Origin of the sequence: Vescimonas fastidiosa, assembly GCF_018326305.1 — a bacterium.
Lineage (GTDB): Bacteria > Bacillota > Clostridia > Oscillospirales > Oscillospiraceae > Vescimonas > Vescimonas fastidiosa.
In genome coordinates, this window is record NZ_AP023416.1 from 230,483 (window position 1) to 242,287 (window position 11,805).

General features: G+C 53.1%; 16 protein-coding genes and 1 tRNA gene. 16 read left to right on the forward strand and 1 reads right to left on the reverse strand.

What is annotated here, in order from left to right; all coding sequences use genetic code 11:
- Positions 1-221 precede the first annotated feature (221 nt).
- The 16 genes from KI236_RS08345 (at position 222) to KI236_RS08415 (ending at position 11,159) form a co-directional block, all read left to right on the forward strand.
- Positions 222-295 (forward strand) — tRNA-OTHER (locus tag KI236_RS08345).
- A 434-nt stretch (positions 296-729) separates the two neighbouring features.
- On the forward strand, positions 730-1,356 hold the full coding sequence (locus KI236_RS12305; protein WP_329958974.1) for a ParB/Srx family N-terminal domain-containing protein: 627 nt from the start codon (positions 730-732) through the stop codon (positions 1,354-1,356).
- Positions 1,251-1,922 (forward strand): DNA-methyltransferase, encoded by a 672-nt coding sequence (locus KI236_RS12310; RefSeq protein WP_329958975.1) that lies wholly within the window; start codon positions 1,251-1,253, stop codon positions 1,920-1,922. The genes KI236_RS12305 and KI236_RS12310 overlap by 106 nt, the downstream gene beginning before the upstream one ends.
- 95 nt (positions 1,923-2,017) lie before the next feature.
- On the forward strand, positions 2,018-2,398 hold the full coding sequence (locus KI236_RS08355; protein WP_212821079.1) for a hypothetical protein: 381 nt from the start codon (positions 2,018-2,020) through the stop codon (positions 2,396-2,398).
- Positions 2,361-3,626 (forward strand): DEAD/DEAH box helicase family protein, encoded by a 1,266-nt coding sequence (locus tag KI236_RS08360; RefSeq protein ID WP_212821080.1) that lies wholly within the window; start codon positions 2,361-2,363, stop codon positions 3,624-3,626. The genes KI236_RS08355 and KI236_RS08360 overlap by 38 nt, the downstream gene beginning before the upstream one ends.
- A 64-nt stretch (positions 3,627-3,690) precedes the next feature.
- Complete coding sequence (locus KI236_RS08365) at positions 3,691-5,016, forward strand: phage portal protein (protein WP_212821081.1); 1,326 nt, start codon at positions 3,691-3,693, stop codon at positions 5,014-5,016.
- Positions 5,003-6,562, forward strand: a complete 1,560-nt coding sequence (locus KI236_RS08370; protein WP_212821083.1) for a phage head morphogenesis protein — start codon at positions 5,003-5,005, stop codon at positions 6,560-6,562. Before KI236_RS08365 ends, KI236_RS08370 begins: the two co-directional genes overlap by 14 nt.
- Entirely contained in the window at positions 6,531-6,707 is a 177-nt protein-coding gene (locus tag KI236_RS08375) for a hypothetical protein (protein ID WP_212821085.1), read from the forward strand. Before KI236_RS08370 ends, KI236_RS08375 begins: the two co-directional genes overlap by 32 nt.
- Position 6,708: 1 nt before the next feature.
- A complete protein-coding gene (locus KI236_RS08380) occupies positions 6,709-7,107 on the forward strand; it encodes an HK97 gp10 family phage protein (protein ID WP_212821087.1) in 399 nt (132 codons plus the stop codon).
- A gap of 120 nt (positions 7,108-7,227) precedes the next feature.
- A complete protein-coding gene (locus tag KI236_RS08385; protein WP_212821088.1) occupies positions 7,228-7,833 on the forward strand; it encodes a phage scaffolding protein in 606 nt (201 codons plus the stop codon).
- Between the two features lie 2 nt (positions 7,834-7,835).
- Positions 7,836-8,975, forward strand: a complete 1,140-nt coding sequence (locus KI236_RS08390; RefSeq protein WP_212821091.1) for a hypothetical protein — start codon at positions 7,836-7,838, stop codon at positions 8,973-8,975.
- 16 nt (positions 8,976-8,991) lie between these two features.
- Complete coding sequence (locus tag KI236_RS08395; RefSeq protein WP_212821093.1) at positions 8,992-9,426, forward strand: head-tail connector protein; 435 nt, start codon at positions 8,992-8,994, stop codon at positions 9,424-9,426.
- A complete protein-coding gene (locus KI236_RS08400) occupies positions 9,423-9,782 on the forward strand; it encodes a head-tail adaptor protein (RefSeq protein ID WP_212821095.1) in 360 nt (119 codons plus the stop codon). The genes KI236_RS08395 and KI236_RS08400 overlap by 4 nt, the downstream gene beginning before the upstream one ends.
- Positions 9,779-10,147: a hypothetical protein gene (locus KI236_RS08405; protein ID WP_212821097.1), complete on the forward strand. Its 369-nt coding sequence runs from the start codon at positions 9,779-9,781 to the stop codon at positions 10,145-10,147. Before KI236_RS08400 ends, KI236_RS08405 begins: the two co-directional genes overlap by 4 nt.
- Positions 10,148-10,162: 15 nt before the next feature.
- Entirely contained in the window at positions 10,163-10,750 is a 588-nt protein-coding gene (locus KI236_RS08410) for a hypothetical protein (RefSeq protein ID WP_212821099.1), read from the forward strand.
- A 4-nt stretch (positions 10,751-10,754) separates the two neighbouring features.
- Positions 10,755-11,159: a hypothetical protein gene (locus tag KI236_RS08415; RefSeq protein ID WP_212821101.1), complete on the forward strand. Its 405-nt coding sequence runs from the start codon at positions 10,755-10,757 to the stop codon at positions 11,157-11,159.
- A 258-nt stretch (positions 11,160-11,417) separates the two neighbouring features.
- Here the strand turns inward: KI236_RS08415 and KI236_RS08420 are convergent, their stop codons facing one another.
- Entirely contained in the window at positions 11,418-11,801 is a 384-nt protein-coding gene (locus tag KI236_RS08420; protein ID WP_212821103.1) for a PH domain-containing protein, read from the reverse strand.
- Positions 11,802-11,805: the final 4 nt, after the last annotated feature.

The window sequence follows — 11,805 nt, forward strand, 5'->3', positions numbered from 1 at the left end:
GTACAGTGGATGATAGGACATGGTCATTCACGCGTTTTCCCAATCATCACTTTCCTCCCTTCTATGCGCCGCCGGTATTGGGCGCACCTTCTGGCACCGAAAGGTCATACCGGCACAAACAGCCTGTAGGGAAACCTATGGGCTGTTGTTATATGCCGTGCGCTCGTTGCACCCCACGATCTGGGGCGGGAGGTCGCACCTCCCACACGGCGCAAATATATGCGGGCGGAAGCTGGGAGGAATCAGCTCCGATAGTAAAATTTCGGGTTCGCAGGTTCGAATCCTGCCGTCTGCGCAAGAGGCCGGGTAGCACCCGGACACTGTGAGACCGTTCGTCGTGGCTCACATGGAAATGACAATGCTCGCTGAAAACTGCGCTTGTCTTGATGCGTCAAGACCGGTTTGACCAGACGGAATAGGGGCTACGACTTTTCGGAGCGTAGTTGCCGGTAGCGTGTGACAATCTAAGCGGGAAGACGGCCAATATGCGGCTCCAGATGAAAACGTTGAATCGTTTTCACCCGCAAGGGGCTTTCTTGGGGCGTATGCCCCACACGCGGCATAGGTGCCCCGTAAGGGGAGACCACAGCGAGTGACGGGGACTTTCCCTAGAAAATATAAAAAATAGTGTGTAGCCCATGTTTGAGAGGCCCAAGAGGCCCGCATGGGCGGGGAAAGACTGTTACTGTAGCCAAGGGGTGGGGGTTGGTAGCAAAACAGGAGGAAAGCATGGAAATCACAAAACGGCGGCTTGCGGATATTGTGCCGTATGCCGGCAACGCAAAAAAGCATGATAAACGGCAAATCAACAACGTTGCGGAGAGCATCAAGCAATACGGCTTTGTGCAGCCGATTGTGGTTGATCGTGACGGCGTGATCGTAATCGGGCATTGCCGCGCTCTGGCGGCGAAAAAGCTGGGCATGGAAGAAGTGCCCTGTGTCTGCGTGGACGATCTGACACCGGAGCAAGTGAACGCCCTGCGGCTGGTGGATAACAAGAGCAACGAGAGCGATTGGGACTTTGACCTGCTGGCTGATGAGCTGCCGGGGCTTGACCTGTCGGCTTTTGACTTTGATTGGGGCCTGCGTGATGAACTCGACACGTCAGTGGTAGAGGACAACTACGATCCTGTTTTACCGGCAGAGCCGAAGAGCAAACTGGGCGATGTGTACCAGCTTGGAGACCATCGCCTTATGTGCGGAGACAGCACATCTTTGACAGACGTACAGAAGCTCGTGGGGGGGCACAAATGGATTTGCTGCTCACAGACCCCCCGTACAATGTGGACTATCAGGGCACCGCCGGGAAGATTAAGAACGACAATATGGAGGATACGGCCTTCAGGCGTTTTCTGACGGATGCATTCTCCAATGCGGCGATGGTCATGAAGCCCGGTGCTCCGTTCTACATCTGGCATGCAGACAGCGAGGGGTATAACTTCCGAGGCGCGTGCAGAGATGCGATGCTGCGTGTCCAGCAGTGCCTGATCTGGGTGAAGAACTCCCTTGTGATGGGGAGACAAGATTTCCAGTGGAAACATGAGCCTTGCCTGTATGGTGAGAGCGAGATTGAAGAGGAAGCACACGAACCTTGCCTGTACGGATGGACGGAAGGGAAGAAGCACTATTTCTTCAAGAACCGCAGACAGACAACCGTGCTGAATTTCGATAAGCCCGTCAAGTCTGCGGAGCATCCGACCATGAAGCCGATTAAGCTGTTTGATTACCAGATGCAGTGCTCCAGTAAGCTGGGTGAGAATGTGCTTGACCTGTTCGCTGGGTCCGGCACAACAATCATGGCAGCGGAGCAGAATGGCAGACACGCCTTCTGCATGGAGTATGACCCGAAGTATGCCGACGTCATTATTGATCGATGGGAAAAGTTTACCGGAGAAAAGGCGGTGCTTCTGAATGACGATTGAAGAGGCGCGGGCAATCATCGAAAAAACAAGCAGCCCGCACCTAAAGCGGGACATGGAGAAGTTTATTAAACGCCAGCAGAGAAAGGAGGGTGCGTATGGCAAGGCCAAGAAAGGAAATAGACCAGAAGCAGTTCGAGAACCTCTGCGGCCTGCAATGCACGCTTGAGGAAATCTGCGGCTGGTTTGATGTGACCGATAAAACATTGGATAGTTGGTGTAAACGCACCTATCATGCCAGTTTTTCCGAGGTATTTAGGCAAAAGCGAGGAGCGGGGAAAATTTCGCTGCGGAGAAGTCAGTGGCGATTGGCTGAAAAGAACGCTACAATGGCAATCTTCCTCGGCAAACAGTTTTTGGGGCAGCGTGACAGCGTGGACGTGGCAGTGACGGACGCAAAGGGCATTGCATTGGACGAGCTGGAGAAGATGGTGATGCAGAATGACGCGGATACAAGCGGCGGAACTGCTGATACATAACCCCATCGCGTTTGGCCATGCTGTTGGGTTTGATAAGCTGGGCGCGCTGCACAACGCATGGATACAGGATATGGTGCGCGGGAGTGAGGACAAAACCTTGCAGGCGCACCGTGGCAGCTATAAAACAACATGCGTTTCGATTGCGCTGGCGGAGATCATCGTCCTTCTGCCGAATCTCAAAACGCTGTTTATGCGAAAAACGGATGCGGATGTGAAAGAGGTTGTGCGGCAGGTGCGGAATCTGCTGCTATCGCCATACATGGAGGCACTGTGCGAGAAGATCCACGGGAAACCGCTGATCCTGACAACAGTATCCGCGACGGAGATTTCCACGAATCTGACAGCGGACAACAAGGGCACGAGCCAGCTTGTGGCGTGCGGCGTGAACGGGTCCTTGACCGGCAAGCATTTTGACCGCATATTTACGGACGATATTGTAAACGTACAGGACCGCATTTCCCGCGCAGAGCGGGATCATACAAAAACGATTTATCAGGAGTTGCAAAACATCCGCAATCGTGGCGGACGCATTTTCAATACCGGAACGCCCTGGCATAAGGAAGACGCATTTTCCATGATGCCGAATATCGAGAAGCACGATTGCTATTCAACCGGGCTGATCTCCGGGAATGAGTTGCAAGCCATTAAATCGTCTATGACGTCATCCCTGTTTGCGGCAAACTACGAGCTACGGCATATTGCCAGTGACGATGTGATCTTTGACACGCCGCAAATGGGCGCGGAGCCTTGCCTTGCAGAGCAGGGCATTTGCCATATCGACGCGGCATACGGCGGCGATGACTACACGGCGTTTACGATCGCCCGGAAGAAGGGAACAACATATTACCTCTATGGGCGGCTTTGGCACAAGCATGTGGACGATTGCATGGATGAGATTATTCGGCTTCGGAAGTCCTTCAATGCTGGGGAGATTTACTGCGAGACCAACGCTGACAAGGGCTATTTGGCAAAGGCTTTGCGTGCGAAGGGCGAACGGGCCGTTACCTATCACGAAAACATGAACAAATTCCTTAAAATCACAAGCTATCTCAAGGCGGAATGGCGCAATGTGGTTTTTGTGGCCGGTACGGATGATGCGTATATCGACCAGATTTGCGATTACAACGAGAATGTTGAGCATGATGACGCGCCGGACAGCGCGGCCAGCATCGTAAAGCGGCTGTGGAACAAACGCGACAGCTCTGATTATGTTTCCATTCTGAGATAAGGGGTGAGCGGAGATTAAGACATATAATGACCTTGTGGCGGTGGGCGAGGACGAAAAGGCGCGGATGGAGTTTATCCGCAGCGCAATCAACGAGCACCGCGAATCCCACGCATATAAGACGGCGGCGGATGCTGAGGAATATTACAACGGCCTGAATCCGACCATAAATCGCTATGAAAAGATCATCTACGATATGCAGGGGCGCAGCCACACGGATATGTGGACGGCAAACCATAAGCTGGCCAGCCGCTTTTTTGGCCTTGCGGTCGATCAGGAGGTTTCGTATCTGCTGGGAAACGGTGTGACCTTTGCGGAGAAAGAAACGCCGAAAAAGCTATGCCCAGACTTCGATCAGGAAGTCATGGACGCGGCGCGTGAGGCGAAAATCGCGGGCGTATCCTTCGGCTTCTGGGATCTGACGCATTTGCGCGTGTTCTCCCTGCTTGAGTTTGTCCCCCTATACGATGAGGAAGACGGCGCGATGAAAGCCGGTATCCGGTTCTGGCAAGTGGCGCCGGATAAGCCCTTGAGAGCGACGCTGTACGAGCTGGACGGCTTTACAGAGTATTTCCAGCCGAAGAACAAAGATATGAGCGTATTGCAGGGAAAGCGCAGCTACAAGCTCGTTATCCGCAAGGCCGAAGTTGGCGAAACCGAAATCTATGACGGAGGCAATTATCCGAGTTTCCCCATCGTCCCGCTGAAAAACAATAAGCGGTGTCTATCCGAAATTGTCGGCAAGCGCAACACCATCGACGCGCTCGACCTTGCGTCCTCGAACATGGTCAACAACGTGGATGAGGGCAATCTGATTTATTGGGTGCTGTCCAACTGCAACGGCATGGACGATCTGGACGATGCGAAATTCGTGGAGCGCTTGAAAACCACGCACGTTGCCCACGCCAACGGCGACGACGGCGCGAAGGTGGAGAGCAAGACCATCGAGGCGCCGTATGAGGGCACGAGCAGCACCATTGATATGCTGAAAAAGAAGCTCTATGAAGATTTCCAGTGCTTTGATGCTGCGGCGGTATCCGCAGGGAACCAGACGGCAACGGCAATCAAGGCCAGTTATGTGCCGTTGGATTTGAAGACGGACAAGTTTGAATCCGAGGTCACGCGTTTTATCGTGGAAATCTTGCGTCTGGCAGGCATTGAAGATCAGCCGAGCTATACGCGCAATCAGATCATCAACAAGAGCGAGGAAACGCAGAACATTCTTCTGGGCGCGGCGTATTACGATGATGAATACATCACAAAGAAGCTGCTGACCATCAACGGCGACATTGACCAGTACGAGGACATGGCGAAGCGCAAAGCGGCAGAAGAGATTGACCGAAGCTTTGCGGAACCGGATGCGCCGGAGGTGAGCGGCGATGGCGAACAGTGACCTCGGCCACAAGCTGACCGATAAGGAGCTTGCGAAGCTGGAGCGGCGTATTGCAACGCTATACCGCGAGGCTGGGAAAGAGCTGCAAGCTACCATCGACGCATATTTCGAGCAATTCAAAAAGCGCGACGAGGAAATGAAAGCGCTGATCGGCACCGTGCAGAACGGCAAAGAATGGACGGAGGCCGACTATAAGCAATGGCGGCTCAACCAGATCGGGCGCGGGGAACGCTATCAAGCCATGCGTGACAAAGTGGCGCACCGTGTAACAGATGCAAACGCCGTGGCGGTGTCCTACACCAACGATGCTACGCCCGGTATTTACTCCCTCAACCGCAATTATGCGGCGTACACCATTGAGAGCGTGGCCGGGAATGTTGGCTTTGACCTATGGGACGAGCAGGCGGTAAAGCGGCTTATGGTAGAGCAGCCGGACTTAATGCCGTATTACCCGCCAAAGCGAGCATTAAAGCGTGGCATTGATCTTGCGTATGGCAAGAAACAAATCACGGCAAGCGTGACAAGCTCCATCTTGCAGGGAAAGAGCATCAAGCACATGGCGGATGACCTGCAAAAGCGGATCACCACCATGAGCCGAGATTCCGCCATCCGCACTGCCCGTACAGCCGTGACCGGCGCGCAGAACGCCGGACGCATGGACAGCTACGCGGCGGCGGAGAAGATGGGGATAAAGCTCAAAAAAGAATGGTTGTCTACGCTGGACGCGCGTACACGCCACTCTCATGCCATGCTTGACGGCGAACAAGTGGCGCAGGACAAGAAATTTTCTAACGGTTGTCGCTTTCCCGGCGACCCACAAGGGCCACCGTGGGAGATATATAACTGCCGCTGTACGCTGATTGCCGCCGTGGATGGTGTAGATACATCAGACGGGCTGCGTAGGACACGCGACGGGCTTATATCTGACATGACATATGCGCAGTGGAAAGACTTTAAAACTGCGTCACATAGTAGTATAATAAGGGCAAATGATAGCTGGAAAGTTATAGCCGATCCAATTACACAAGCGACAATAGATAGCGTACCTGAAATAGTACCGCGGGGCTTTACCAAGGAAATGGCGGGCCGATTGCAAGAGGCATATCAAGATATATTGACCAAGGCAATGGAGCAGGAAGACATTCGGACAGAAGTGGGTTCGGTATTCAACATGCGGATGGAAAGGATCTCGGAGGTCACGGTTGGTGAGCGCAATCATATTTGCTTGCTATCACCGAATGAGGCGTACATTTCGATCCATAGCCACCCGGATAGCCTGATATTCTCCGCAAAAGATTTGCAGATATTTGCCGCAAATTTGAATATGCAGATGATGTCAGTAGTGGGGAATGACGGAACGATTTACATCTTGCAACGCACGGATGATTACGACGGGTTCTTATTTTTAAAAGACTTTTCGGAAGTGCAGACGAGATTAAAGCGGTTGGCAGAAGAAAACAAGCCGAATGAATATGTGGCGGAAATAGCAGGTTTTTTAGAGAGGAGCGAAGAATATGGCACACATTTTGACAGATACAGAATGTGAGGAGCTATTGGAGTATTTAAAGCATCATGAACCATATGACGAAAGCGATCCCGCAATGCATGACTTTGACGGTGAATGTGATAACGACCGCATGATGGCGACAATTGCCAAGAAAATACTGGAGACACAGAGTAGACAGGCGTAATATGAACATTGAGACCCACGACAACAGCAAAGAGATTTCTGCCGAGATTAAGGCAGCACTGCTGCGCGGGCTGGAAAAGATCGGTCTGGTGGCAGAGGGATATGCGAAAAAACTGTGCCCCGTTGACACTGGCAATCTGAGGAACAGCATTACCCATGTGGTAGACGAGCAGGAACCGGCGGCAATCATCGGGACAGGCAACGAGTATGCTGCTTATGTTGAGCTTGGCACCGGCATTTACGCCGAGGGCGGCGGCGGACGGCCTACACCGTGGGTGTATCAGGACGCAAAGGGAAATTGGCATTACACGCGTGGCAACAAGGCACAGCCGTTTTTGAAACCTGCTGCGGCAGACCATGCCATCCAATACCGGAAGATATTGGAGGACGAACTGAAATAGGAGCTAACTGCTTACAAATTGTATGCAGTTGGCTCTTTTTGTTAATTACCGCAAGGGACAGCGGTTTTTATAAAACTATCGTTTCCGAAGGAACGGAACCGAAGAAAAGGAGATAGTGTCATGGCACTTACACGAAAACTTTTGAAGGGTATGGGACTTACCGATGAGCAGGTTGATACCATCATCGAGGCGCATACCGACACCGTGGACGGCTTGAAAGCTGATGTCAGCAAGTATAAGGCGGACGCGGAGAAGCTGCCCAGCGTCCAGAAGCAGTTGGACGATCTCAAGGCGGCAGGTGACAACGGCTATCAGGAGAAGTACGAGAAAGAGCACAAGGCTTTTGAGGACTTCAAGGCCAATGTCACGGCAAAGGAGAGCAAGGCGGCAAAGGAAAAGGCCGTCCGCGCTTACTTTGAGAGCAAAAACATCACCGGCGCGAATCTCGACCTTGCTATGCGCGGCTGCGGCGAGGAAATGGCCGCATTGGAGCTAGACGGCGAGAAGATCAAGGACACCAAAAGCCTTGATGCGCTCGTAGACGGCACCTACAAGGGGCTTGTCTCCACCACGCAGACAAAGGGCGCAAATCCCGCCACTCCCCCGGCGAATACCGGCGGAGGCGCAATGACTAAAGACCAGATTATGCAGATCAAGGACAGGTCGGAGCGCCGCGCGGCGATCGCTGCAAACATCAATCTTTTTGAAAATAAGAACGGAGGCTAATTATGGCTGCTGAAACCAATCTGATCAAGAAAAATGACCTCGCCCGCGTGCGCGAGATCGAATTTACCGAAATGTTCGGGTACTCCATCAAGAAGCTGATGGAGGCTTTGGGTGTGACCCGTAAGATCGCCAAGCAGGCCGGTACTGTGCTCAAGAGCTACAAGGCGACCGGCACGCTCGAGAGCGGCGTTGTGGCCGAGGGTGACACCATCCCCCTTTCCCACTACAAGACCGAGGCTGTGAACTACAAGGAGATCACGATCAAGAAGTGGCGCAAGGCCACCTCTGCCGAGGCGATCACCGATCGCGGCTACGATCAGGCGGTGGAAACGACCACCGATGAAATGCTCAAGGACGTCCAGAAAGGCATCCGCAAGAGCTTCTTTGACTTCCTCTCGACCGGCACCGGCGCGGTGAGCGGTAAGAACTTCCAGACTGTTCTTGCGCAGGCGTGGGGCAATCTGCAGGTTCTTTTCGAGGACGACGAGATTGGCGCGGTCTACTTCATGAATCCGCTGGACGTTGCGGATTACCTGTCTACGGCCAACATCACCGTGCAGACCGCTTTCGGCATGAGCTACGTCGAGAACTTCCTCGGCCTCGGCACGCTCATCATGAACGCCAGCGTCCCGAAGGGCAAGATTTACGCTACGGCGAAGGACAACATCGTCCTCTACTACATCCCCGTCAACGGTGCCGATCTGCAGGAGGTCTTCACCTTTACCACCGATGCGACCGGCTACATCGGCATCCATGAGGAGCCTGATTACACCAACATGACCGCATCGGACACCGTCATTAACGGCATGGAGCTGTTTGCCGAGCGCATTGACGGCGTGGTCGTTGGTACCATCGACAACGGCACGCTCGGCTCTTTGACGGTCACCTCTGCCGCAGGCTCCAAGAGCGGCGATACCAAGCTGACCGTGTCTCCGGCAAAGGCTGCTGCGGGCAACAAGTATAAGTACACGTCCGGCGCCTCTGCCGCGACCGTCGCTTACGGCGACAATGTCGCCGGTTGGAACGATTGGGACGGCAAGAGCGACCTGACCATTGCGACCGGACAGACCGTGACCGTGGTCGAGTGCGACGGCAACTACCACGCGCTCAAGAGCGGCAACGCGAGCGTGACCGCAAAGTGATAAGGAGGGCAGCGTAATGCTTGAACAGGTCTTGCGGCACTTGAACAACTGGTTCCTTGTGGAGATCCACGAGGGCACGTTCACCGTGGAGAATGGCAGCATTACGCTGCCCTTTCTCCTGACCAATCAATATTTCCGCATCTGCGGCTCCGTGTTCAACGATGGCCTGCACCAGTATCCGGCGGCTGACCTGACGGATGAAACGTTTACCGGGACGGTGTGGGTGCTGGCGGTGCCAAAGGCTGTGGTTGCGCTTGCCGAAGATATCGCCGCGTGGGAAGAAAAGAACGGGGAGGCCGTTTTAAGCCCGTACACGAGCGAAAGCTTCGGCGGGTACAGTTACACCAAGGCGAGCGGCGGAAATGCCGACACGAGCGCTGGGACGGGCTGGCAGGGCGCTTTTAAAGGCCGGTTAAATGACTGGCGCAAGCTCAAGGGGGTGGAACCGTGAGTTTACTGGACGATTTTGCCCACAAGTGCATTTTGATGGAGAAAAAGCGCACGCCTGACGGCGCGGGCGGCTACATCACCGCGTGGGAAGAGGGAGCGGAGTTCCTCAATTACCAGTCTCTTGACACATCGATGGAGGCGCGAAAAGCGGAAAAGGAGGGTGTGACCTCGGTATATTCCGCACTTGTCAATCAGAGCGTCCCCATCGAGTATAACGATTATTTCCGCGATACGGAAACGGGGATTACCTATCGCGTGACCTCAAATCCCGAGGAAAAGGCCGCACCGAGGTCTGCGGGGTCGACCATCAAGGCACTGAAATTCTTTACTGCGGAGCGAAAGGAGCTGCCGAAATGACAAAGGACAAGGCGCTCCATGCGTGGTTCTCTCAATTCCTCCCATCATACCCAACCTCCAACGTGCCAGATGACGCGGTTTTCCCGTGGCTGACCTATGAGCTTATCACAGGATCATGGGAGAGCGGCGAGATCCCGCTGACGGTCAACCTCTGGTATTACACCGAGAGCGAAGCGATGCCCAACGCAAAGGCACAAGAAATCAGCGACGCAATCGGCATGGGCGGCTGTATGGTCGCCTATGACGGCGGAGCAATGTGGATCAAGCGTGGATCCCCGTGGTGTCAGAACATCGCGGACGAAAGCGATAAAAACATCAAGCGAAGGTATCTCAATATCACGGTGGAATACCTATCGCAAAACTGATGAAAGGAAGAAAATATGAAATTCACTAAAATTCCCTCCGATGCATTTCAGAAGCTCCAGATCAACGCCGGTATTCTGACTACCGATTTTACCCCCGCAACCGGCACCATCGGGGAATCGGGGCAGATTGGCGCGACGACCGGCGGCATTAGCTTTACCGCAACGCCCACCTATAAGGACTATGGAGAGGACATCGACAACTGCCCCAAGAATACCAAGGAGCTGAAAATGGTGGATAGCTGGGAAGCAAAAGCCAGCGGTACATTTGTAAATGCAGATACTGCAATCGCCAAGAGCCTCTGCGGGGCGGCGGATATCGGTACGGCAGACGCCACCAAGATCACACCGAGAAACGATCTCAAGGATTCCGACTTTGATGACCTTTGGATTGTGGGTGACTACTCCGATATGAACGGGGAAACAAATGGAGGCTTTATCGCCATCCATCTGCTGAATGCGCTTTCTACGGGTGGATTCCAAATGAAAACAGCTGACAAAGCGAAGGGGCAGTTCGCGTTTGAGTATACGGCCCACTACTCCATGAGCGCGCAGGACACTGTGCCATTTGAAATCTACATCAAGGCCGGCACGGCGGAGGCGTAACACCATGAAACTGTCAACAATTAAAGGGGAGCGAGTGTTTGATGTTATCGCAGACATTATCGATCCTATTGCCAACATAGCCGCGGACAAAGAAGCCGCAGCGTTGTTTCAGCGTCAGAAGCTCCCGGATGGCGTAAATGCAAAGGACTTTGTGTTGGCAAGGGTTAAGAAATCTGCTCCGCTGCTTTTGCGTGGGCACAAGAAAGATCTAATCGCAATTTTGGCGGCTGTGGAAGGCGTGCCTGCAAAAAAATATGCCTCTGGGCTGACGCTTGCCAAGTTGCTGGTTGATGTTACTGAGCTTATGACGGACGATGCCTTTACGGACCTTTTTACATCTGCGCAGACCGAGACGGCAGAAACGCCGTCCGGCTCTGTGCAGGAGAATATCGGGGAAGCCAAAGAGTAAAGCCATTTCTGTCATACTGTGTAGCGCGGTATAAGCAGGATGCAGAAGAAAAAGCATATCGAATTTATTCTGCTGACCTGCTTAAAGCAATATGCGAGCGATGCGCGGGCGTTTCAATCGATAAGCGATATATTGAAATTATAGATGTGAGCAAAATAGACAATCGCTCCTGTGAAGAAATCACCAGCGATATTGTCAATCGGTGCGGGTTACAAATTAAAAAAGCCGCCCCGTAAAGGGGCGGCGGGCGAATATGCGTTACTTGAGGACATAATCAGAAATCATTCTTCCGATTTTCCCGATGTCTGTGCCTCCCTTAAACTCAAACTTTGCGACATAACCATTGGAGAATGTCAGAACAAGTTCGCTATCCGGGATGATTTCGGCAAAGCCTGGGGTTTGCACGGAGAAAAACTGCACTTTCGAATAGGGCATAGAGCTGAAGGACTTGCGCTTTCCTGTAATCCCCTGTACATCAACCGATATGACTCGCTTGTTAGTAAAAATCAGCTGGTCGCGTACGGTCTTAAATGCGGCAGCGATTTCTTCCCCGTCAATCAACAAGCCATTCACTTCGTCACGCACATCGGAAACGGGAATCGGCTTTAAGTCCCACGCAGAATCTTTGTTAAAACTTATCATAAAT